The sequence below is a fragment of the Methylobacter sp. BlB1 genome (assembly GCF_015476545.1).
Classification (GTDB): domain Bacteria; phylum Pseudomonadota; class Gammaproteobacteria; order Methylococcales; family Methylomonadaceae; genus Methylobacter.
Map to the genome: position 1 here is coordinate 15435 of NZ_JADMKV010000014.1, position 23396 is coordinate 38830.

15 protein-coding genes are annotated in these 23396 nt (G+C 52.3%); 9 read left to right on the forward strand and 6 right to left on the reverse strand.

Annotated elements, in window-relative coordinates; genetic code table 11:
- Nucleotides 1-403 precede the first annotated feature (403 nt).
- Together IT781_RS07515 and IT781_RS07520 are read right to left on the reverse strand one after the other, a co-directional pair.
- Nucleotides 404-781: a hypothetical protein gene (locus IT781_RS07515; RefSeq protein WP_194969529.1), complete on the reverse strand. Its 378-nt coding sequence runs from the start codon at nucleotides 779-781 to the stop codon at nucleotides 404-406.
- Nucleotides 782-787: 6 nt separating this feature from the next.
- The gene (locus tag IT781_RS07520; protein WP_194969530.1) at nucleotides 788-2053 is read right to left on the reverse strand and encodes a serine protease; all 1266 of its coding nucleotides are present in this window, start codon (nucleotides 2051-2053) and stop codon (nucleotides 788-790) included.
- Nucleotides 2054-3235: 1182 nt separating this feature from the next.
- On the opposite strand from IT781_RS07520, the gene IT781_RS07525 reads away from it, so the two are divergent.
- The 3 genes from IT781_RS07525 (at nucleotide 3236) to IT781_RS07535 (ending at nucleotide 8584) form a co-directional block, all read left to right on the forward strand.
- Nucleotides 3236-3487 carry an MbtH family NRPS accessory protein gene (locus IT781_RS07525; RefSeq protein ID WP_194969531.1) on the forward strand — a complete coding sequence of 84 codons (252 nt, stop codon included), beginning with the start codon at nucleotides 3236-3238 and terminating at the stop codon, nucleotides 3485-3487.
- Between the two features lie 14 nt (nucleotides 3488-3501).
- The gene (locus IT781_RS07530) at nucleotides 3502-4338 is read left to right on the forward strand and encodes a thioesterase II family protein (RefSeq protein WP_194969532.1); all 837 of its coding nucleotides are present in this window, start codon (nucleotides 3502-3504) and stop codon (nucleotides 4336-4338) included.
- Nucleotides 4339-4522: 184 nt separating this feature from the next.
- The gene (locus IT781_RS07535; RefSeq protein ID WP_194969533.1) at nucleotides 4523-8584 is read left to right on the forward strand and encodes a non-ribosomal peptide synthetase; all 4062 of its coding nucleotides are present in this window, start codon (nucleotides 4523-4525) and stop codon (nucleotides 8582-8584) included.
- 434 nt (nucleotides 8585-9018) lie between these two features.
- Here the strand turns inward: IT781_RS07535 and IT781_RS07540 are convergent, their stop codons facing one another.
- The 3 genes from IT781_RS07540 to IT781_RS07550 all read right to left on the reverse strand — a co-directional run bounded on the left by IT781_RS07540 (nucleotide 9019) and on the right by IT781_RS07550 (nucleotide 14633).
- A complete protein-coding gene (locus tag IT781_RS07540; protein ID WP_194969534.1) occupies nucleotides 9019-10272 on the reverse strand; it encodes a glycosyltransferase in 1254 nt (417 codons plus the stop codon).
- Between the two features lie 75 nt (nucleotides 10273-10347).
- The gene (locus IT781_RS07545; protein ID WP_194969535.1) at nucleotides 10348-13452 is read right to left on the reverse strand and encodes an efflux RND transporter permease subunit; all 3105 of its coding nucleotides are present in this window, start codon (nucleotides 13450-13452) and stop codon (nucleotides 10348-10350) included.
- On the reverse strand, nucleotides 13449-14633 hold the full coding sequence (locus IT781_RS07550) for an efflux RND transporter periplasmic adaptor subunit (RefSeq protein WP_194969536.1): 1185 nt from the start codon (nucleotides 14631-14633) through the stop codon (nucleotides 13449-13451). The genes IT781_RS07545 and IT781_RS07550 overlap by 4 nt, the downstream gene beginning before the upstream one ends.
- Before the next feature lie 555 nt (nucleotides 14634-15188).
- Here IT781_RS07550 and IT781_RS07555 point away from each other — a divergent pair.
- From IT781_RS07555 to IT781_RS22830, 6 genes are all read left to right on the forward strand, one after another.
- Nucleotides 15189-16502 (forward strand): TolC family outer membrane protein, encoded by a 1314-nt coding sequence (locus IT781_RS07555; RefSeq protein WP_228778993.1) that lies wholly within the window; start codon nucleotides 15189-15191, stop codon nucleotides 16500-16502.
- Between the two features lie 166 nt (nucleotides 16503-16668).
- Complete coding sequence (locus IT781_RS07560) at nucleotides 16669-16935, forward strand: hypothetical protein (protein ID WP_194969538.1); 267 nt, start codon at nucleotides 16669-16671, stop codon at nucleotides 16933-16935.
- A 212-nt stretch (nucleotides 16936-17147) separates the two neighbouring features.
- Nucleotides 17148-18134, forward strand: a complete 987-nt coding sequence (locus IT781_RS07565) for a L,D-transpeptidase family protein (protein WP_194969539.1) — start codon at nucleotides 17148-17150, stop codon at nucleotides 18132-18134.
- A gap of 588 nt (nucleotides 18135-18722) precedes the next feature.
- Nucleotides 18723-19760 (forward strand): phosphogluconate dehydrogenase (NAD(+)-dependent, decarboxylating), encoded by a 1038-nt coding sequence (gnd, locus tag IT781_RS07570; protein WP_228778994.1) that lies wholly within the window; start codon nucleotides 18723-18725, stop codon nucleotides 19758-19760.
- Between the two features lie 416 nt (nucleotides 19761-20176).
- Complete coding sequence (locus IT781_RS07575) at nucleotides 20177-20776, forward strand: class I SAM-dependent methyltransferase (protein WP_194969540.1); 600 nt, start codon at nucleotides 20177-20179, stop codon at nucleotides 20774-20776.
- Nucleotides 20777-21042: 266 nt separating this feature from the next.
- On the forward strand, nucleotides 21043-21297 hold the full coding sequence (locus IT781_RS22830; RefSeq protein ID WP_370526960.1) for a hypothetical protein: 255 nt from the start codon (nucleotides 21043-21045) through the stop codon (nucleotides 21295-21297).
- A 184-nt stretch (nucleotides 21298-21481) separates the two neighbouring features.
- Here the strand turns inward: IT781_RS22830 and IT781_RS07585 are convergent, their stop codons facing one another.
- The gene (locus IT781_RS07585) at nucleotides 21482-23359 is read right to left on the reverse strand and encodes a twin-arginine translocation signal domain-containing protein (RefSeq protein WP_194969541.1); all 1878 of its coding nucleotides are present in this window, start codon (nucleotides 23357-23359) and stop codon (nucleotides 21482-21484) included.
- Between the last annotated feature and the right edge of the window lie 37 nt (nucleotides 23360-23396).

Consider the following 23396-nt stretch of genomic DNA (forward strand, 5'->3'; position numbering starts at 1 on the left):
ATTCAGACTTCAACCGGTAACAATATTAATACCTTTGTTTGTTACGGGTATGTCCCTGCTTCTATCTCGCGTTAATTCAAAATACACATCTGAATGACTAGTAAGAGTAGTAATTGGCCTATTTTTATCCAGCTACACGTATCCATAAAAATAGGCAATTTATAAATATCGCCATGCTTATTGGTTAACTGGGCGCTTTTCAAAACCGGTATGGATTTGTTAAAGCCGACGTCAATAAAGAACCGAGAGCGTGAAAAGACGCAAAACTTTAAATTTTCGCAACAACCTGATTTATATTGGAAGAAGGCGCGATAGAAGGGAAAACTGAGCCAGCTGTTTCAGATTTTTACATCTGAAACAGCTGACAACCTCGCACTCCTAACAAAATCACGGCCTTATTTTTCTATCGTTCTTCCGGTTCATCGCCAGGCATGCCTTTTCTATCAGGTTGCGCATCGGGAGGAGACGTTTCGGGAGCGTTCGGGTCGATAATCCGCTTTGGCGTCGGCGTAGGTTTGGCCTTCTCCATTTTTTCTTTTGTCCAGTAAGATTCGATAGCTTTTGACTCATCCCTTGTCTTCGTTTTGTCGGTTTCTGTCGCCCTCCGTTGGTCCGTATCGGTTTGCGTTTGTCCGCAGCTTGTCATCGAAATTAGCCATAAACCCAGCACAAGCTTCCATTTTGAATAATGCATGATATAACCTCCAGCTTTAAATGAACCAAGGCTTAAGTTGTCTGAATCCATTGCCTTAAAGGCTTCGGCTAAAGCTAATGATGCCAATTTGCTTTAAGGGTCGTTGTTGGAATGCGCAAAACATGCGGCTATGATGTCTTCGGATTCGTCATTATCAGATGTAGTGTTCCTAAACGGAGGCGAGCTCATCTCCTGCCAAAATAGTCCACTTGTAGTGGTAGGGGGCATGTTGCAATTAACCAGACAGCGGCTGTGGCTATTCACCCCATTGACTGCATTACTTAGAGGGTCCGTTGTACTCGATGCATCGGTATCAGGCGTTTCACCGAGTCCGCCTGTCCACCCTAAAATCCAAGGTCCTCCGCTTGATCCGCCTGTTAAATCGCTGCCGATTATTTTGGAAATCTGTCCGCCACTGGTCGAATCATAGGTGTACCACTCAGTCGATGCAGTTGTTTGTAAAGTTCTTCCCCTGAACGGAGGGATACCCGGATATCCGAACGTGCGTTCGGCTTGGTTAGGGGGAAAGTTCCAGGCATGAGCCAACCATCCCGTGATATTGCCAATTTTATCCGCTATTTTCGTTCCCGTGGCTGCAGTTATTAAGCAAGAATAATCGTAATCCGCGTCGCCTGAGGTATGCCAGCGGCTCGGTACAACTCTTGCAATTATTGCCCAACAGCCTCTTGCCGGATGTGCGCCGTTGGCATAGCTTGGGCAAAACAGCTGGTTCGTAGCCAAATGTCCTTTTCCATCCGAACTGCAGTGGCCCGCAGTAATCAATGTGCTTCTATTAATTACGGAAGCGGAGCAAGAGGTATCCCTTCCATTGAGAGTGTAAAACAGTATTCCAATAGTCGATTTGGGATAGGCTATAATGGGTTCGGCCTCTCTCCACCGCTGAAACGGACCATAGGGGCCGTCTTTAGGGTTAACGGGGCTACTGCCATGCATCGGTTGGATCAGATCACCATGAGCCACGCTCTCGGAAGACAGTAAGGATTCAGATGACACGGTGCGTGGCGCGGTATCGCAATTTTTAGCTTTAGGCGGACAGCCGGGAGAGTATCCAGGAAGGGCTTGCTCATCACTTTCCTGGCTGGCCGAGGAGAAAAGCAATGAATCCGACTTGATAACGACTTTAGGCATTTGCGCAGGCTTGGTCTTGGACATTTTTGCTGACGTCCAATAGGATATAATGGCCTGCGCATCGGCAGTCGTCATGGCTCTTTTTCTTTCGTCCATATTGACCATAATGACCCCATCTGTAGCTTCCGCAGCGGCTTCCAGCGTCGGTTGCGCATAAGTTGTTGTCATACAAGACCATAGCCCTGCCACGACAGTTTTTGAATATCTCATGCTAATGCCTCGCCATTATTTTGTAATTGATATTTCACTCGATAAGGACAGAACCGAGACCTTGCAAAACACACTTAATTCATCAGAAAAAACAAAAAGAATCTTGGAATAAGCTTTTCAATGCCTGTTTGACGGCGACAGTACGCGATGCGGGGCAGTGTAACGGTTAAAAAGATTAACCATTAAAGCATTTATTTTTAGCCAGAAAAGAAGTTCAGGCATTCACCGGCCTGAAAAAGATCCATTAACTAGCCGATCATGGGCCAGAGCGTTTCTGTTCTTTATAAAACAGCCTGAACAGGCGCAATCTCAATTCAGGTATCAGGAAGAACAAGGACCTTATATCAGCGCTTGATTATTTCTTGATGAGTTCTTCAGATTTAACTGTTTTTTCAGATTCGTTTTATGGAAATTTAAGGTTAGATTGATTAACACTATAGTCGAGATTGAGCTGGTGATTTTACTAATGCGGTATTTACTCTAACTTCGAATCATCCTCAATAGCAAGAAGCTTGGCCGGAAGTACTATTTTATCTCGGCTTTGATTTAGTGGTGATAAACGTCATCAGAATTTAATAATTGATTTTTATAATTAAATGTCAAGCATGGCGCCGAGTCGGAGTTATGGTCGATAAATCGAGTTAAGCTTTTGCAGGATTGATGCATGATGTGCCCTGTCAGGGCTTATGTAAGTCTTGCCGGACATTGGTGAGGTGTTCTCCGACAAGCATCATGCATGCGGTTCTATACCGGGCAGAGTTCCCGAACGCCCGTTGTATCATTTTTGATTCTCTTCATTTTTGCTGGACAAAGCAAAATCTGAGCTGGGAAATTCAGAACCAGAAGAGTATCATAAGAATATACCTTATTTTTTTTAAGGTTAAAAGATCGGGTATGCGAGCTGGTGTGTGATTACAGAAATTGATCCTGTCTCGGACTGGGTTGGGCTATTGCATGATGCGGTCCTGGCAGGGCTTATGTAAGTTTTGTCGGACATTGGTGAGTAATCTCCGGCAGGCAATCATGCATGTGACGCTATATCGGATAGTCAAACGCCAGATGGATCGTAAAGGGAGGGATTGTGGACTCCATCACATTGTGATGGATATAACAAAACATGAACAGGGAAATCTGTATTATAATCGTCACCCCTTAAGATTTTTTTAAGAAAGGAGAGAATCGATGAGTTGGAGCAAGGAAGAAGACCGGATGACTTATCAGGTCGTTGTCAACAAAGAGAATCAATATTCAATCTGGTCGGACTTCAAAGAGATTCCGGACGGTTGGCAGGCGGTCGGCAAGTCCGGAAACAAAGAAGCCTGCCTAACCTATATCAAGGAAATATGGACCGATATGCGGCCTCTCAGTCTCCGCAGTCAGATGGATGTTGCCGGAAAGCCAGCGATGGCAGCCAGAGCGTCAGGACAACGCTGAGAAGAGGCTAGCGCATGTCTGGGCACGATTGGGAGTCCTCCGTCTGGTTTCCGTCTGCAAACCGCAAGTCGACGGCAAAGATCCGGCTTTTCTGTTTCCCTTATGCCGGGGGGAATTCTTCTTTATTCAGTGCGTGGCCAGAATATTTTTCTGATTTGGTGGAGGTCTGTCCGGTAAACTTGCCAGGACGGGGAATCCGCTTTCATGAGAAAGCGTTCACGCAATTGGCGCCGTTGGCGCGCGAACTTGCAACGGCGATAGCGCCGTGCCTCGATATACCCTTTGCTTTTTTCGGACACAGCCTCGGCGGTCTGTTGGCTTTCGAACTGGCCCACGAGCTGCGGGCGGCGCACCGGATGATGCCCTTTTGCCTTTTTGTATCGGGCTGTCGCACCCCTAGACGAGACGTACCGAAAAGGACACTCCACGACCTGCCTGAGGATGAATTCTTGACCGAAATTAAGCGAATTGGCGGCACTCCCGAAGATGTACTAAACAATCGTGAACTGATGTCAATAATGCTGCCGACCCTGCGTGCCGACTTCTCGCTCTGGGAAACTTACCGGTGCATGCGGAGCGAGCCGCTGACGTGTCCTATCGTGGCATTCGGAGGTCTGCAGGATTCTCGCGTTAGCTGCGAGCAACTCGAATCATGGTGTAAAGAGACGCGCGGACAGTTTTCACTCCATTTGTTTCCTGGCGATCATTTCTTCCTTCATGCCCAAACAATGCCGTTATTGGCTATAATCGCCCGGTACCTCGAACCGCAGATTCACAGGATGGCCTTGCACATGCCGCTATCGGCTGTCCGATACCGTCAAAATGGAGCACAGGACTACGATTTATTTTAAGTTTCAATTATGAGTGACATGTTGTCGAGCGCTACGATCACGCTGTCGCGAAGGCAACCAGAATCGCAACATCTTTTAAATGATGAAGATACTGGATAATGAAGAACGATTACCCTCATTGTGCACCATAAAATAACTGCCTATTGGCGAAAGACTCACTGAATCACAAGTAAAAAGAAAAATTATGTATGAAACTCAACGTCCGAAAGACCAAGAACAACCCTCAACGGATAGCAAAGCTTATAGCGGGCTGACATTCCCGTTGTCAACCGCACAGTCCGGCATGTGGTTCATGCAAAAGCTAATTTCGCCGGACTCGACATTTAATATTGCCGAAGCTATAGAAATCCATGGCCCGATCGATCCCGTGTTGTTCGAGACCGCGTTGCGACAGACGGCCATGGAGGCTGAATCGGTGCGGCTACGTCTGATCGAAACGCAAGACGGGCCGAAATTGACTATCGCCCCCACTTTTGACGGACAAATCCCGTTTTTCGATGTCAGCGCCGAAGCTGACCCGCGAGAAGCTGCATGGTGCTGGATGAAGGCCGAATGCGCCAAACCGGTCGACCTATTGGTTGGCCCTCTCTGGGTGTCAGCCTTGTTCAAGCTGACACCCGAACACTTCATCTGGTATCACTGCTGCCACCATATCATCCTGGATGGCTATAGCGGTGGCCTCATGACTCGTCGCGTCGCCAGCCTCTATAACGCTTTGGTCGAAAAGCGCCCCGCATCCGATGACGATGCGTTTGGTTCTTTGAATATTTTGTTCGAAGAAGAAAAAGCTTATCGCAATTCGACGCGCTTCACACGCGACCGCGAATATTGGATGCAGCGTTTTGCCGACCGGCCGAAACCTGTCAGCCTTGCAACCCGGCACTCGCCGAATGTTGGCAGTCCGCTCCGCCAGACGATTCATCTCTCAGCCGATAGCGCGAGCTTACTGCGCAGGTTTGCGCGCGCGTCCGGCGTTAGCCTGCCTCAGCTCATGATTGCCAGCATCGCAGCTTATTTGTACCGGATAACCGGCATGGAGGATCTGGTGGTCGGCATGACGGTCACAGGGCGCGCCAATTCTCGTGTACGGCGGGTGCCCGGTATGATGGCGAATGTGTTGCCGCTGCGGCTGGCGATGACGCCGAACCTGAGTGTGGCTGAACTGCTCGGTCAAGTCAGCAAGGAAGTCCGCCAAGTTTTGCGCCACCAGTCCTACCGTTACGAAGACTTGCGGCGCGACTTGCATTTGATGGTGGCTCAAAGCCAACATCTGTTTTCAACGGTCGTCAACATCGAGCCCTTCGACTACGATCTGCGCTTGGCAGGCTATCCGGTCACCCCGCACAACCTCTCGAACGCTTCGGCCGAAAACCTCGCTGTCTTTGTGTATGACCGTGGCGATGACCAGGGCCTCTGTATCGATTTTGACGCCAACTCCGCTCTTTATTGCATTGAAGAATTAGCCGAGCATCAGGAGCGTTTAGTAAAATTTATCGAGAGCATGATTTGCGATGCAGATCAGCCTATCAGTCATATCGACATCCTGACTCCAGCGGAGCGTCAACGCTTGCTAATTGGCTGGAACGCTACAAAAGCCGATTATCCGCAGTACCGCTGCATTCACGAACTGTTCGAGGCGCAAGTGCGCAATACACCGAGTGCGGTGGCGGTGGTGTTCGAAGACCAGCAGCTGACCTATGTCGAGCTGAACAACCGTGCCAACCGGCTGGCCCACCACCTGCGCAGTTTGGGTGTAAAGCCGGAGGCACGCGTGGCAATCTGCCTGGAACGCAGCTTTGAAATGGTGGTAGGATTGTTGGCGGTACTCAAGGCCGGCGGAGCCTATGTGCCGCTGGATCCTTCGTATCCGGAAGATAGATTGGCCTATATGCTCACTGATAGTGCACCGCAGGCGCTATTGACCTTGGGCAATTTAGCCGCAAATTTTCTCGCCGCCGCTCCGGAAGTGCCGGTGGTTGATCTCGCCGAGGCGGGGCAGTGGGCGCATCAGTCCGTTGAAAATCCTGATCCTGCTTCAGTTGGCCTGACTCCTCGACATTTAGCCTATGTCATCTACACCTCGGGCTCCACCGGACAGCCCAAGGGGGCCATGAATGAGCACCGAGGCGTGGTGAACAGACTCATTTGGAAACAAAATACCTATAAGCTGACAGCTCAGGATATGGTATTGCAGAAGACCCCATTCAGTTTCGATGTCTCAGTCTGGGAGTTCTTCTGGCCTTTGCTCACTGGCGCTCGACTGGTCATGGCGCGCCCGGGCGGGCACAAAGACCCCTCTTATCTCGTAGATGTCATTCGGCAAAACAACATCACAACATTGCACTTTGTGCCGTCGATGCTGCAAGTGTTTCTCGAGCATTCTGAGGCGTCCACCTGCTCCAGCCTGGTGCGCGTGATGTGCAGTGGCGAGGCCTTGCCGGAACCTTTTGCGCGACGATTCCACGAGCGATTGCCGCATGCCGGTTTGCACAATCTTTACGGGCCAACCGAAGCGGCGGTGGACGTTACTGCTTGGGCGTACACTCCGGATTTTTCGGGCACGAGCATTCCGCTTGGACGGCCGATTGCCAACACGCAAATTTACATTTTGGACGAGCGGGGCGAACCGACTCCAACCGGTGTGGAGGGGGAAATTTTCATCGGTGGCGTGCAAGTGGGACGGGGCTACTTGGATCGCCCCGATCTGACCGCTGAGCGGTTTGTACCGGACCCGTTCGGGAAGCCAGGTGCCCGGCTGTACCGTACCGGCGATCTGGGGCGCTGGCAAGCGGACGGTACGCTCGAATACCTGGGGCGCAACGACTTCCAGGTCAAGATCCGCGGTTTCCGCATCGAACTGGGCGAGATTGAGGCGCAACTGGCCAGCCATCCGGATGTGCGCGAAGCGGCAGTGGTGACCCGGGAAAGCCCTACAGGTGATCCAAGGCTGATCGCCTATTACAGTGCCGAGACTACACTGGCGGCGATGTCCTTGCGCAGTTATCTGGGCGAGCGACTACCCGACTATATGGTGCCAGCAGTCTTCGTCTGGCTGGAGACGTTTCCTTTGAGTCCTAACGGTAAATTGGATCGCAAGGCGCTGCCAGTGGATATCGGCTTGAGGCAAGACAGGGTAGCCATCGCGCCGCGCAATCAGCATGAGCTGCAAATCACCCAGATTTGGCAATCCATATTCGGACAGGATGATTTGAGCATCGACGACAATTTTTTCGAATTGGGCGGACACTCGCTGCAAGCGGTACAAATGATAGCGAAAATTGAAGCCGAGCTTGGCAAGCAATTGCCTCTGGTGTCGTTATTCAAAGCACCGACCATCGAGCAACTGGCGCGCTTGGTCTCGGACGATCCTACGGAAGAAATATGGGAGCCAGTGGTAAAATTATACGCAGGCGGCTCCGGTTCGCCGGTATTTTGTGTGCCTGGCGTAGGCGGACAATGCCACTCTCTTTATCACCTGGCTGTGGCTTTGGGGCGAGAGCGTCCAGTCTACGCCTTTCAGCCATATGGCTTGGACGGTTGCAGTGAGCCTCATGCCACCATTGAGGCGATGGCTGCCTATTACCTCGATCTGATGCTGGAAATCCAGCCCATAGGGCCCTATTATCTGGTAGGTCACTCGTTCGGTGGCTGTGTAGCGTTTGAGATGGCGAAACGTCTGGAAGAGGCCGGTCGCGAAGTGGGGTTTGTCGCCTTGTTGGATTCGGGCATACCCTCCGGTAGTGACGCTACCGATGCAGCGTTGAATGTCCAGTCCCTGAAAGCACTGGCTTATGTCTATGGCCGAGAAATCACCATTGATGCCGAAGCGCTGGAAGGTTTGGCCGAGGAAGAGCAGCTCAAGCTGATCAGGCCGCATCTGGTTGAACTGGGTGTCGTGCGTGAAAACGCCGGCTTGAACATGGTACGCGGCCTGATGAACATCTCCAAGGCCCAAGTCCGCATGAGCTATCAGTTGGATGGCGTTCCGGTGCAGCAAATTCTGTTTATTCAGGCTGAGGAGCGCCGCTTCGATGCCACTATCGAGTTGCTGGTATTAGAGCGTGCCGTCGCACAATGGAAACGTTTATCCAAACGGCCTTTTGTGCATGTCCATGTACCTGGCGATCATTTCAGCATGCTGGATCAGAAAAACGCACATAAAGTGGCGGCTATCCTGCAAAGTTGGATGGCGTCGGAGAAATCGGACACCATTGAGCCCGAAGAGCTTGCCTCTGAAGTTGCGTAATTGTATAGGATGGAGTGCTAGCGCCTCCTATTCAAGCCAATAGAATATATACTGCTGGCCAATTCCAGTCAGATATGTCTGGAAAACTACACGATGCGCTACATTTGGATGAGGCAGATTAACAGCTGTCAGATCGGCGATTGATAATTAGCCATGATAAACTCCCGGTTAATACCGGGAGTGCTCAAGTATGAGCTATCAGGCTTTCGATTGGATTCTTTGAAATTTGAGCAATGGTCTGGAGAATCCCAAATGGGATAATCTCAGAGACTAGAACAAGACGATACTGCGTGCCAACGGTTGATCTTGATGCAGAGTAGAGGTGGGCCGCCATTGCATGAGAGCAGGAGCGCGAGGAGGACCTATAAGTTTGACCGCACGACCTGCAGGCTCTTGAAGAGCTTAAGTTCGTTTACATGCCGGCCCCAGGATTTTCAGCGAATATAGGGCTGCAGAAGTTCAATTGCCTTAGCTACACCATCATTGACTTGCATTGTTTGGCTTGCTTGTTGGGCACGGTTTCGATAACCCGTGGCCGATAACGTAGCGCTAATGGCATTGGCTAGGGCTTGTGCCGTCACTTTTTGGGCCGGCAGTGGTTTAACCGCCAATCCTAGTTGATGAAGCCGCCTTCCCCAAAACATCTGTTCATCCATGAACGGAATTGCTATCGACGGACAACCGGCGCGGGTAGCGGCATGAGTCGTTCCGGCACCGCCATGATGTACAACTGCCGCACAATGCTTGAAGACCGGCTGATGCGGATGTTTGCCGATGAAATAGATGTTTCCTGTCTGGCTATCTGATGGATAGCGATCATCACTAGTCTGAATAATCGCGCGGCAGCCCGTCAGATCAGCGGCTTGCAAAAATAAATCCATACTCCATTCTGGAACTGACTGTTGAAAACTACCCAGTGTCATGTACACGGGAGCAGGTCCTTGATCCAGAAATGCCTGCAAGCTATCCGGCAATGCCCAACGCTGTGCATCTTCGGTAAATTCGAGAAACCCGCAGATTTTGTTGAAAGGTTGCCATTCTTCACTGCCAATACAAAACAACGGATCGGCCGCTACCAGATTGAGCTGCTGCGATGTTAACAGTTCAGTGAGAACATTAGCGGGTGGCGTTTGTCCTACCGAACGCCACAATCGCGTCAATGGTTGTTTGAAAGCCCAATTTCCTGCCACATCCAACAGCTTCCAGTAGAGCGGGTTGAGATATCGACCTAAACTGGGTGCGCCGGTCGGTGCAAACTGCCCGCTGGGTATGGCGGAAGGGCAGAAATTCACGCTGAAAAACGGCTTGCTCTGTTGAAGCGCTGCCAATTTCAATGGATAAAGGATATGACGGCCGATGACATAGTCGTTTTCAGCAACCAATGCTTGCGCTGCTTCATAAATGGCCTGTTCAAACGGAAAAAACGCTTCGTTGAACAAGATCCGCAGCCATTGCAAAGAGTTCATGTGAAGGGAGCGTTTGCTAAAGTCCTCCAGATCGAAATCTATCCGTTCAGGTATTTGCCGATAGGCGATCCCCAACTGGTCACAGATTCCCTGATAACTTTGATTATCGACACTGGTAGCGGCTAAAGTAATTTGATGACCGGCTTTTTGCAAACCGTCCGCTAATGCCAGAAGTGGACGCACATCACCGTTTGATCCCCAAGTTTGAATTCCAATTTTCATAATTTAGCTAGTTAATAGTGAAAGTAACCGCATAGGCGACGCGCGCAAATTGCCATTGAACGCCTATGCCAGCGCTTAATGCACAGATAAAGTGGCGCTGCTGCCGGCCAATTTTTCCTCATTGCCGTCACCGGCCGGCTGATTCCGTTTACCGCGCCGGAGCAACTGCTGCAAACCATCGACATAGGTCAACACCACCGGTACCACCAGCAGGCTGAGCAGTGTGGAACTGAGTAGGCCCCCGATCACCGTGATCGCCATCGGCTGCCTGAAGCCGGCGTCGGCGCCTAAACCCAGGGCAATCGGCAACATGCCGGCCACCATCGCCACGGTGGTCATGATGATGGGCCGGGCGCGCTTCCTGCAGGCATCCAGCAGGGCCTCATGCTGAGATAAACCGTGGTCGCGCCTGGCTGACAGCGCGTATTCCACCAGCAGAATCGAGTTCTTGGTGACGATGCCCATCAGCATGATCAACCCTATCGTCGATGAAATGTTCATCTCGCCGCCAGTGAGCAGCAGCGCGATAAATGCCCCGCCCATCGACAGCGGAATCGCCGACAGGATGGTCAGCGGCTGGAAGAAATCCTTGAACAGCAGCACCAGCACGCAGAACACGCAAAGCAGGCCCGTCAGCATCGCGAAACCGAAACCGCTGGCCATCTCTTCCATGATTTCCGCATCGCCGGTCGAAATCAGCTTGACGCCGGCCGGCAGGTTTTTCGCTGCCGGCAGCGCCTTGGCGTCGGCCAGCGCCTTGCCTAATGACAGTCCGCCCAGATCGGCGTTGATGACGACGAAACGGCGGCGGTCGTAACGATCCACCTGCACCGAGCCTCCGGCCAGCGACAACTCGGCGACGCTGGACAACGGTATCAGACCATTGGCGGACTTGATCCGCAGATTGGACAGCACCTGCAGGTCCCGGCGGGCAGCATCGGCCATGCGCACCCGAATCCCGAGCTGCCGGTTATCCAGGTTGAGCTTGGCCAGCTGCGCGTCGAAATCGCCGATGGTGGCGATGCGCACGGTCTCGCCGATCAGCTCCGCGGTGACGCCCAGTTCGGCGGCGCGCCGCCAGTCAGGCCGAATCACGATTTCCGGCCGTTCCAGACTGGCGGTGCTGGTAATGCCGCTCAGGGTGCCGAGGCTGCGCAGATCCCGTTCCAAGGCCTGAGCGCTGGCTTTCAGCGCCGCGACATTATCGCTGGACAGAATCAGCGACATTTTTTCGCCCGGCCCGCCGATGCCGATGGTGAAACGGGCGCCGGCAACATTCTTCAAAGCTTGGCGTACCGCCTTTTCGATGACGAGTTGCGAGGGTCTTTGATCGCGTTCGTTCAACGTCAGCGTCATCGAGCCTTCACGTACTTCGCCGGCCCGGATCATACCGTTGCCCGGCCGGCTGCTGCCGATCGCCGTGAACAGATGGCTGATGCCGGGGATCGGTTGCAGCGCCACCCGCATGGCTTCGGCCACCCGGCCGGCATCGGTGATTGAACTGCCCGGCGGCAATTCGAAACGTACCAACGTATGGTCGCGATCGGCAGCCGGCACAAAGCTGGACGGAATCAACGGCAACAACGCACAGGAGGCAATGAAGAACAGCGTTGCCAATGCCATGGTGGTCTTGCGCCGATCCAGCGTCCAGCGCACGGTCTGCAGATAAAACCGCATCAGCCCGCCGTCTGCCGCCACCGGATGTTGGCGATCAGTGAGCAGAAATACCGCCAGCACCGGCGTCAGCAACCGCGCCACCAGCAGCGAGGCCAACACCGCCACCACGGCCGTCCAGCCGAATTGCTTGAAAAACATCCCGGAAATGCCGCTCATCAATGCCGTCGGCATGAATACCGCCACTAAGGTCAGCGTAGTGGCAATCACCGCCAGCGCGATTTCATTGACCGCCTCGGCGGCGGCTTGGCGTACCGTTTTGCCCATCTGCACATGACGAGCGATGTTTTCGATTTCGACGATGGCATCGTCTACCAGGATGCCGACCACAATAGCCAGTGACAGCAAGGTCAGCATGTTCAGGGAAAAATCCAGCCAATACATCGCCGCAAAGGTCGGCAGTATCGATAATGGCAGAGCCGAAGCAGACACCAGCGTCGCCCGCCAGTCGCGCAGGAACCACCACACCACCAGCACCGCCAGCACCGAGCCTTCGTACAGCATTGTCATCGAACCCTGATACTGTTCCAGCGCATAAGCCACCGAACCAGAAATCAAGGTCACGCTGATGGTCGGATCGGCCTGCTGCAAACGTTGCAATGCTTGTTGCACGCCTTCGGCGATGCGGCTTTCATCATGGCCTTTGGCGCGGTAAATATTGAAGCCTATCACCGGCTTGCCGTCCAGCATGGCTAACTGGGTACGCTCGGCCACCGTATCCCTGACCGTGGCGATCTGATCCAGGCGCACGTCGCGCCCGTTGCCCAGCGTTATCGGCAAGGCTGCCAATTCCGAGGCTTGGCGTACCGTCGCCAAGGTCCGGAACGATTGTTCGGCCAGACCGAGATTGCCGCGTCCGCCGGAAGACTCCTGCTGCACCTGTTTCAGCGCCCGGGACACATCGGTGGCCGTCACGCCCAGCGCTGCCATGCGCACCGGATCGACTTCCACCTGGACCTCGCGCTGCACGCCGCCCAGACGCTCGAAGCGGCCGACGCCGCGCACACTGGACAGAGTTTTGTTAACGGTATCGTCGATAAACCAGGACAAGGCCTCCTCGTCCAGCCGCGAAGAGGCAATCGCATAGGTCAGCGTCGGCGCGCCGCCGACGTTGATGGCGCTAATGCTGGGCTGCTGCACGCTGGTCGGCAAGTCCGAACGCACCTGGTCGACGGCATCCTTGGTTTCGATCAAGGCGTCCGACAGTTTCTTCTCCAGCTCGAATTCGGCAGTGATTTGCACCAGGCCGTCGGTGATCGAAGTGCGTATGTGCTTGATGCCCGATAGGGTAGCGATGGAGTCTTCGACCTTGCGTGCTACTTCAGTTTCCAGCTGCGCCGGCGCCGCGCCGGGCTGGCTGAGCTTGATGCTGATGCCGGGCAGGTCAAGGTCCGGCAGGCTTTGAATAGGCAGCTGTTGAAAACCGCGCAATCCGGCCAGCGTCAGCAGTATGAACAATAAGATGGCCGGTATCGGGTTGCGTATGGACCAGGTTGCCAGATTCATCGTTTAACCTCATTGCCGGCGAGCTTGTTCTGTTCCTGGACGATCTGCACCAGATCGCCGTCGTTCAGAAAGCCTGCGCCTTCAACCACGACGTGGTCGGCTTCATGCAGGCCTTGTACGATCTCGATCTCGGTGCCTTGCCGGCGACCGGTGTCGACCGGCTGCAAGCCGACCGGCGTGACGGGATTGTCGTTTTGCAGTTTCAGCACATAACTGCGGCCGTCGCGGATCACCACGCTGGCGGCCGGTACGGTCAGCGCCGGGCTCTCGGTCAGCAGCACCTGGCCGGCGGCATACATGCCGGATCGCGCCTTGCTTCCCGGCGCCAGGTCGGCATAGACGATGCCCAGGCGGGATTGAGGGTCCAGGGTAGGGGCCAGTTGCCGTAAAGCGGCTTCGGCACGGCTGCCGTCCGGCAGGCTAAGATTGATGTGCAGGCCGGGCCGGATTTGCGCCATTTGCGCGGCCGTCAGTTCGCCGCGCCATTCCAGGCGGTTCTGGCGTATCAGCCTGAACAGTTCCTGGCCGCTGGCCGCCACCGTGCCTAGCGTCGCCTGACGGGCACTGATCACGCCGTCGTCCGGCGCCAATACCTGGGTGTATTTTAATTGCAGCTGTTTGGCCGCCAGCTGGGCCTTGACCGCTTCGACCTGGGTGCGGGACGTTTCCGCTTCGGTTTCATAGCGCAGGATCTCCTGCTGGCTCAGGCTGCCGGCGTTGTTCACCAGCTTTAGCACCCGCTGCTTGTTGGTTTCGGCCTGCGCCGCCGTGGCCTGAGCCTGGGCCAGATTGGCCTTGAGCTGGGCCATATCGGCGATGAGCATGTCGTCATCGAAGCGCGCCAGCAGCTGGCCGCGTTTGACCGCATCGCCGACATTGGCCCGCACTTCGGTCAAGCGCACGCCCGACAGCTGGGCGCCGATGACGGCCTCCTGCCAAGGCGCAATGGTGCCTGCCGCCTCGATCGTCGCCGACCACTGCCGCCATTGCGGCGCGGCCCGGGTCACTGATAATGCCGCCACCGGCTGCGTTTGGCCGGCTTCCGTGGGCTTGGGCGCGGCCCGCAGGTACACCAGGCCGGTCGAAATGACCAGCACGGCAAAAACGGCTGTTAGTAAGGCGCCACGGCCGATGCCGCGCTGTTTCGATAAACTGAAGGAAAGGAATCTGGGTGTCGTCATGACAGATAATCTCCGCAGGTAAGAGTTACACGGTGGCTCTATGGCTGAGTCATTGGGTTCGGAGCATTATAACTCAAGCTAGAGTTATAGATGCCGGCCAGTTTCACAAATCCCGAAGCGCAATAGGGTATCCACATTCTGTTCGCAGATGCGATACTCGCATTGCACGCTGCCGATAGGCAGAAAGGCAAGTAACTCGGGCGATTCCCGCTATACCGAATATCCAGATAACAGTCATGCCCAGACAGTCTCGCAAAAACCTGTGCACTGTGATGGATAAAGCAAAATATGAACAGGGAAATCTGGTATTATTAGCGACCATTTTACGGTTTGATTAAGAAAGGATAGTGTTGATGAGTAGGGGGCAAGGAAGAAGACCGGAATACCTGCCGGGCCATTGTCATCAGAGCAGATCAATATCCATTCTGGCCGGACTTCAAGCAAATTCCAGACGCCTGACATACAGTCGGCAGGACCAGAAATAAACAATCCTGTCTAAATTTATAACAAGAAGATATGACAAGACGCTCCTTATCAAAAAAAGCCTTAGGTTTAATGATTGTTTTAGCCAGCGCTTCGCCGTTACAAGCCCAAAATCTGATGGAAACCTACGAACTGGGCCTGCAAAATGACCCCGTTCTAAAGGAAGCCCTGGCTAACCAGCTCTCGACAGGTGAATTAAGGGACCAAAGCATTGCCCGTTTTCTGCCCAATCTTTCCGCCACGGGGACCAGCAGCAGAGATTGGCTGCATAATAGAAAAGCCAAGAAAAGCGGCTTTACTTTCCAGGGCGCTCAAGTCAACCAGGAATACTGGGACCATCGTTTTGACCTGAATCTGGCCCAGCCTTTGTTTCACTGGGAGCACTGGATACAGCTCAGCCAGTCCGACAATCAGATTGCCCAGGCGGAAGCTTCCTATCAGGCGGAGCTGCAGAATCTGATGGTCAAGATCAGCGAGGCTTATTTCAATGTCTTATCGGCCCAGGATAACCTGGATTTCACCGTGGCGGAAAAAGACGCTATCGGCCGGCAGCTGGAACAGGCCAAGCAGCGGTTCGAAGTCGGCCTGGTGGCCGTTACCGATGTGCATGAAGCGCAGGCGGCCTTCGATCAGGCCAGCGCCGCAGAAATCGAAGCCAGCAACAATCTGGATAATCAGAAGGAAGCGTTAAGGGAAATCGTCGGCGATACGGAGGCCCAGCTGAACCCGCTCGGCGAAAAGCTGCCCCTGGCCAAGCCCGAACCGGCCGATATCGCGAAATGGAGCGATTCAGCGGAAATGAACAACTTCAGCATCATTTCGGCCTTGAACGAGGCAGAAGTCTTTCGTAAATCGGTGGACCTGCAGCGCAGCGGCCACCTGCCGCAGCTGGATCTGGTCGCTTCTTACGGCGTTTCGGATGTGAACAGCAGCTTCGGCTTCCGCGGCGATACGCAAAGTGTCGGCGTGCAATTAAATGTGCCGTTGTTCGAAGGCGGCGCGGTCAACTCGCGCACCCGTCAGGCCAACTATGACTATGAAGCCGCCAAAGAGCGGCTGATTGCCGCCAAGCGCGCAGTCAAACGGCAGGTCAAGGATGCGTTCCGGGGCGTCATGTCCAGCATCGGCCAGGTCGAGGCGTTGAAAACCACGGTCGTTTCGGCCGAAAGCGCGCTGGAAGCGACGGAAGCCGGCCATGAAGTCGGCACCCGCACTATGGTGGAGGTCTTGAGCGAGCAGCGGAATTTATACCGGGTAAAACGGGATTACGCGCGCAGCCGCTATGATTACCTGATCAACAGCATCCGGTTAAAGCAGGCCGCCAGCACGCTGACCATAGATGATCTCGAGCAGATCAATCTTTTGTTGACGGCGAATGCCAAATAATACATGCGCTGGTTAATCATTCCTTGCCTGAGGTGCGTCTCAGCTTTAGTTCAGGTTGAAGGAATGTATTGCTTAAAATAGTTGGGAAATTTACCGTTCTTTCATCGCAAAATAATAGATAGAATTGTCATAAGGTCGTAGTGTATCGACATAGGTTGAAAATTCCATGAATACGGGCCCATTAACAGTTCATGTGGAGTGTTATGCCGGTTACAAGGGAGAAGAAACGCCGCGACGTTTTTTTATGGGTGATAAATCCATCGAAATTGAAGAGATAATCGACCGCTGGCTGGCTCCTGAGTACCGTTATTTTAAAGTGCGCGGAGGTCAAAACGATATTTACATCCTGCGGCATGATGAATTAGCGCAACGATGGGAGCTGACGCTCTTTCAAAGCGGGAAGTATGGCGGCAGCCCATTGTCTTCAACTTAAAAATGCAGGCGCTTATACTATAAAAACTCTGCACTTGGGCTGGCAGTTTCAAGCATTAGTTTGGGTTTAAGAAGATTATATTGGTTATGTAGTCGATACAAGCCATGAGATTGAATTCTGTTTGACTATTATTACTATCAGCTTATGCGTTAAGCCTAGAATTGAAAAAGTGATGTTATACTTGGCTTTATGGTTAATAAAATTATTATATTATGAAATTACGTATATTATTTGCCTTGCCGATTGTAATATCAGCCATCAGTGGCAAAGCCAATGCCACGACTTATAACTGGCCGGAAAATCCCAATGACACTGTCATCACCGAATATCCTGATGGTGTGCCTTTAGTCAAGGCAGAGCAAGAAGAGACCTTGCTGGATGTGGCCAGACAGTTTAATCTGGGGCAAACTGAAATAGTGCGCCTGAATCCGGATGTGGATCGCTGGCATGTCAAAAAGGATGAGATTATCCGTATCGCCAACAGACGCGTTCTGCCTGATACACCGCACAAAGGCATTACGCTGAATATCTCCGAATATCGTATGTATTATTATCCGCCGGAAGTAAAAGGCGTACCCCGACAGGTGATGTCTTATGCGCATGGTGTTGGCAGGCAGGACTGGAAAACGCCGCTGGGCGAAACTAAAGTTTCACAGAAAGTTAAAAATCCATCTTGGTATCCGCCTGAATCAATCCGACGCGAGCATGCAGCCAACGGTGATCCTCTGCCGGCAGTCGTACCGCCAGGTCCGCATAATCCGCTGGGATTATATTCGCTGCATCTGGCGCTGCCCGGCGAATATCGCATTCATGGCACCGATATCGACAAGATCTTCGGTATCGGCATGCAGATTACGCACGGTTGTGTGCGCACCTATCCTGAAGATATAGAGCAGCTCTATAACATGGTGCCGGTAGGGACGCCGGTTTTCATCGTCAAACAGCCCATCAAGGTGGGATGGCTGGATAATAAGCTTTACATAGAGGCGCACCCTGATTTGGAAGGCGAGGAAATGACGCGAGATCAGCGCTTTGAGCTGGCGCTGAGCCTTATCCAGAAAGCCAATAACGGCCAAATACCCGATTTTGATCGACAAACGCTGAACGAAGCCCTGACCAAGCTGGACGGCGATCCTGTGTCGATCTATGAAAGAAAACCACTTTTGCCAGAGGAAGAGGCTGTAGCCGCACGGCAATAACCGCTTCAAACGCCTGTCAAAAGTCCGACTTTGACCAAGTATTATCGCGGTCCTCAAAAAGCGCCTGTCTATTAGAGCAGTATCACATCAATCCTAAACCGGCCCGGAAATGGAAACAAACCCGTCCTACTCAAGATTGACAGGCAACTCAAAAAAATAACAAAGCCTTGCAGTAAAGGCAGTTGGCATCATAAGCCTTCGGCTTTCAAACAGCATTTCCTTATATTTATAAAGTTTGGCGAGGTGTTTTTTTTACACTCGGCATTCTTAAAGCGCACCTATCCTGAAGAATAATGTCCAATCAAATCGATAAATCTCAATGGTCACAATGCGTATGTGTCCCATGGATAACGTTAATATTCTGAAAAATGAGAATGGGCATTTATTAAAACGCAGATATGACCCTTTCTGCACGAGAGCTAGTCATTGAGACGGAAATAAGACCAGGCAGGAATGGTCGCGGTTCATGTGTTGAGAGCCTTTTATTATCGTTATCCTGCGGAAAAAGCGGATGAAATGCATAGGAAGCACACGTAAATAATTTAAGCAACTGGCAGCGGTTTCTACACAAATTTAGGAGAAACGCTAATGAACAGACAAACGACGATGCAACTCGGTATGATCGGATTGGGCCGGATGGGTGCCAATATGGTGCGCCGCCTGTTGAGAGATGGTCATCAGTGCGTGGTATATGACCAGTCGCAGCCTGCCGTCATCGCAATGGTTCAGGAGCAGGCAGTAGGTTGCAGTTCGCTGCAAGACCTGATATCAAAGCTGGAAAAGCCGCGAGCAATTTGGGTAATGGTGCCGGCGGCGGTGACCAACCAGGCCATTGCCGATCTCCTGCCGTATCTGGAAGCCGGCGATATTATCATTGACGGCGGCAATTCCTATTACGCGGATGATATCCGGCGGGCACATGAGCTCGCCGCCAAAGGCATCCACTATGTCGATGTCGGAACCAGCGGCGGCGTCTGGGGCTTGGAACGCGGCTATTGCATGATGATCGGCGGCGAGCCAGAGGTAGTCGAGCACCTTGATCCTATCTTCAGAACGCTAGCGCCGGGAGCGGGCAGCATTCCGCGTACTCACGGGCGCGAGCGGAGCGAAGGAACCGCGGAGCTGGGCTATCTGCACTGCGGCCCGAGCGGGGCAGGGCACTTCGTAAAGATGGTCCACAATGGCATCGAATATGGCCTCATGGCGGCTTATGCCGAAGGCATGGGCATCCTGAAAGCCGCCAACATCGGCAAGCTTCAGCATTCCAAAGATGCCGAGACCACGCCATTGCGAGATCCCGAGCGCTATCAATATGATTTTAATCTGGACGAGATTGCCGAAGTCTGGCGGCGCGGCAGCGTCATTGCGTCATGGTTGCTGGATCTGACAGCCGCCTCTTTAGTTGAAGATCCCGAACTCTCAAAATTCGAGGGACGGGTTTCGGATTCAGGGGAAGGGCGATGGACCATCAAGGCCGCCATAGATGAGGCCGTGCCGGTGCCTGTTCTCTCTACTGCGCTCTATCAGCGCTTTAGTTCGCGCGGCGAATCGGACTTTCAGGACAAGCTGCTCTCGGCGATGCGATATCAATTCGGCGGACACATGGAAAAACCGGACAAGAAATAACTATCTGATCGTTGAAGAGGTTCCTTTCGCAAATATTCGGAAGACGTTGAGCAGTACAAAGCTATCCTGTTAAAGCCATTAACTGCTGATAAACCGACCTGTTCTTGGCAGGGAGCCGGCCCCTAACGGTCTTATCGGGCAGTTTTTTGATTGTCAGGATAGCATTGCATTGCAGACCTTCATAAAAGAAGCTGATGGAAACCGATGAGCATTCCCGAGTTTATTGCCTAAAATCGGGTTATTATGAAAGATATAACCAGTTTTGGTTTTTCGGCTGAGTGCCGTATTTATCCATACAACCTACGGCCTTGAATACAGAGATGGCTATCATAAACACAAACAACTGGAGCGATGCGACGAATGCATTGGATTATTGAATACCTGATCTCGCATATAAGTTAGGCTTAAGGACGTTTATGACTCCTCAGGAAATTGGAAAAGCCTATGATCAGATTGCTGATCGTTGGGATAGCGATAGATTTAATAGAAATAATGGCATTGTTCAGCACGAACGTGCCATTGGATTTGCGGAAAAAAGGCGTACTGCGCTCGACGTTGGTTGCGGGAGCAGTGGGCGATTAATCGATCTATTAATAGCGTATGGCTTTGAAGTTGATGGTATTGATATTTCAAAAGAAATGTTGGTTCGCGCTGAGAGAAGGCATCCGGACGTGAAATTTTATCATGAAGATATATGCCTCTGGGAGATTCCAAGAACTTACGACTTTATAACGGCATGGGACAGCATTTGGCATGTGCCTCTGACGCTGCACGGACATGTTTTAAAAAAGCTTTTTGCAAGTCTCAATAGTGGCGGGGTTTGCATATTTTCGGCGGGTGGGCTCGACAGTGCAGATGAAATGACAGACTCGTATATGGGGCCGGAAGTTTACTACGCTACATTGGGAGTTCCGCGATTGTTAAAAGTGGTTTCAGAAGCAAGCTGCATCTGTAGGCATCTCGAATATGACCAATATCCGGAAAACCATGTTTACTTTATCGTACAAAAAACCTAACGAATAAAGTTAGATGGTGCGAGCGTAACGCGTGCAGGGCCCAGATTCGTAATATTTTTCGTATCAACCCAAGCTAACATTGATTAAAATTATCCGTTTTATCTTAGTTAGTGAATGAGCAAAAAATGAGTATTAAATCCAGTCTATTGAAAATATTGATAAAACTGACGCCCAACGTATTAATTATCTGGGTCTCAAATATAATTCTGAAGGGCATCGCGGAATTAATTAAATTTAATTTCGATGTCGATTCACGGAAAGTTTACGTGCAAACCAGGCTTTATGGTGAAGAGGGTACGATTGATGTTCATCTGGAGGACTTTGCTGTTTTTCACGATGGGGAATCCTATCGATTTATTATTCACCATGCCCAATCAGATCGCCCCTGGCTGAACAATTTATTGGCCCGATTCGTCGGAAAAGCCTGGAAAATTCCGGCGCTGCCTCAATTCTCGTCTCAAATTGAGCTTTTAGCAGAGCTATTCAAAGCCAATCCTCCTGCACTGGAAAAGATTGATTGAGATTGTGCGGCGTAATTGTCATGTTAGTAGAGAATGCGCCGCGTAAGGTCTGTCCTGAGCGCAGTCGAAGGGAGGCGCATCCATTGTAAATGATGTGTCAAAGCTTGAGCGGTGCGCTTCCTGCCTCGGCACACCGCTATGCTGCTCCTGCATCCCTGCTGTCGTTCATGGTGAAATATTCAGGTTAGACGGTTACAGCAGTGCCGTCGAACTTGGTGAAAGTATAGCCGGCAAAGTTTTCATTGTAGGTATAACGCTGGTCTCTGAGAATGCTGATCGCAAGTGCCTCGCCCAGTGTGTGGGATGCCGAAATATCCGAACGGATATGGAAGCCGTTAAAATTACGGCCGTAGCCGATATTGTTCACCAGCTTGTTCAGCTCTCCGCCGATAGTCAGCGGCGCACCGGTGTAAGGAATGAGCTTTGTAGGATCATCGGGATCAACCTGCACCGGATTCGGTATCACATAGTTTTCGTCGAAAAATGCTTTCAGAAGCGTAACCGGCGTAGCGGCGGAAATGGTCGCGCCACTCGGATAGCCGGGGTGTGTCGGCGCCCCGGTATTATTGGCCAGCGGCAACAGATAGCTGCCAAAAGCGCTATAAACCCTGGCCACCGCGTCGGAGTTCAGTATGTCAGCGTGGATGGGATAATTTGCGCCATTGGCCAGCACCTTATGGACAAGGCCGGCATAGTCCTCCGGTCGCAAGCGCCGGTTGACATACCAGTTCTGATAGTAAGAAGTTTTGATCGCCAAAGGAGCGGCCAGGGCGAGCAAACCTTGTATGAAGCCCGACGAAAACGACGAGCCGCTATTTTGGGTTTTCGAGCTGACGTATGGATTGGCCGGATTGAACGGTGCGCCTATGCCGCCGGCGAGCGGATTGCCTGCGACGGGGGCAGCGAGAAGAATCTGAAGCACATGCAGATAGGTGGGGCCGGTATTTCGGGCCAGTGTGGCCAGGTCGCGGCCGTTGATCAGATGACGCCGTCCGGATTCCAGCGTGATGCTTTTACCGGTACTGATGCCGTTACGAATCGCAAGCCATTCGTCGAAATCGGTTCCAAAGGTTTCACCCGCCTTCTGGATGGGGCGCAGCTGCGGCTGGCCGGCAATGGTTCCCCATGCAGGCAGAGGCCTTAACAAAAATTGAGAAATATAAGGGCCTTCAAGCGTTCCGGGCGGTATCACATAGTTGCCTTTCTTTCCGGTGGGGTCCGCCTGATAGTCAACATACGCCGCTGTACTGCGGAACAGTGTTTCCGGCGTCACTCGACCATTATCAGTTGGCCCGTTGAATGCAGGAAGGCTGTTAAGTTCGCTGACAGCCGCCAAAACCAATGGGTGAGACGTGTCATTGCGATACTCGGAAAAGGGGACATCGCGAAGCAAGGCCTGCCAGTAGAGCTCAATGTGATCGGCTGCAAGCTCAGCGCTGTCCAGAGTTGCGGCCAGGGGAATTGCCAACTGGCTGTTATTGATGCCATCCAGAGCTGTCGTTAAAGGTCCTTGAGGATCAGCCAGTTTTGCCGTGCCGCCAAGAATGATTTTTTCAAAATCCTCTGGTTTGCGTGATTTCAGCGCCTTCAGCAAGGACTCATAAGAAGCGGGATCCACATGTCCATTGGCGTCGTGCTTCAAACCTTTGGTCGCAACGCTGATCTTTTCGGGATAACGCGCCTCATCGCCGTTATTTGGAAGTGGCGGAATGTCGATATTAAATTCCTCTTCAGCCGCTTTCAGGCGTGCCTTGAAAGCTTTTTTACGTAAATCCTTGGCATGCAGCGTGCCGAATGTGTCGTTGTGATACTTTTTGGCGAAGTCTTGTCCTGAAGATGGCTTGATGTCATCGCCAGCGAATCCGAGCCCATCATCCGCATAGGCCGACGATGATAGCGCCGGCGCTAGAACGCCGGCGGCGGTGAGTGCGCCGGCCTTGCCGATAAATGACCGCCTGCTGATCGGGAAAGAGGCGGCAGCAGTTGCATGAGTCACGTTGTCCGTATCCAAAGTAACTGCGTCTGCTTCAGTTGATTGTTGCGTAAAGGATTTGTTTGTCATTGTGTTTTTCTCCATAAAACTTTCCAAATACTGGGTA

Coding starts and splice junctions, on each gene's coding strand:
- IT781_RS07540 (WP_194969534.1), bottom strand. CDS start 10,272: ATGAAAATTGGAATTCAAACTTGGGGATCAAACGGTGATGTGCGTCCA.
- IT781_RS07550 (WP_194969536.1), bottom strand. CDS start 14,633: ATGACGACACCCAGATTCCTTTCCTTCAGTTTATCGAAACAGCGCGGC.
- IT781_RS07520 (WP_194969530.1), bottom strand. CDS start 2,053: ATGAGATATTCAAAAACTGTCGTGGCAGGGCTATGGTCTTGTATGACA.
- IT781_RS07535 (WP_194969533.1), top strand. CDS start 4,523: ATGTATGAAACTCAACGTCCGAAAGACCAAGAACAACCCTCAACGGAT.
- IT781_RS07585 (WP_194969541.1), bottom strand. CDS start 23,359: ATGACAAACAAATCCTTTACGCAACAATCAACTGAAGCAGACGCAGTT.
- IT781_RS07530 (WP_194969532.1), top strand. CDS start 3,502: ATGTCTGGGCACGATTGGGAGTCCTCCGTCTGGTTTCCGTCTGCAAAC.
- IT781_RS07525 (WP_194969531.1), top strand. CDS start 3,236: ATGAGTTGGAGCAAGGAAGAAGACCGGATGACTTATCAGGTCGTTGTC.
- IT781_RS07575 (WP_194969540.1), top strand. CDS start 20,177: ATGACTCCTCAGGAAATTGGAAAAGCCTATGATCAGATTGCTGATCGT.
- IT781_RS07560 (WP_194969538.1), top strand. CDS start 16,669: ATGAATACGGGCCCATTAACAGTTCATGTGGAGTGTTATGCCGGTTAC.
- IT781_RS07545 (WP_194969535.1), bottom strand. CDS start 13,452: ATGAATCTGGCAACCTGGTCCATACGCAACCCGATACCGGCCATCTTA.
- IT781_RS07555 (WP_228778993.1), top strand. CDS start 15,189: ATGATTGTTTTAGCCAGCGCTTCGCCGTTACAAGCCCAAAATCTGATG.
- gnd (WP_228778994.1), top strand. CDS start 18,723: ATGAACAGACAAACGACGATGCAACTCGGTATGATCGGATTGGGCCGG.
- IT781_RS07565 (WP_194969539.1), top strand. CDS start 17,148: ATGAAATTACGTATATTATTTGCCTTGCCGATTGTAATATCAGCCATC.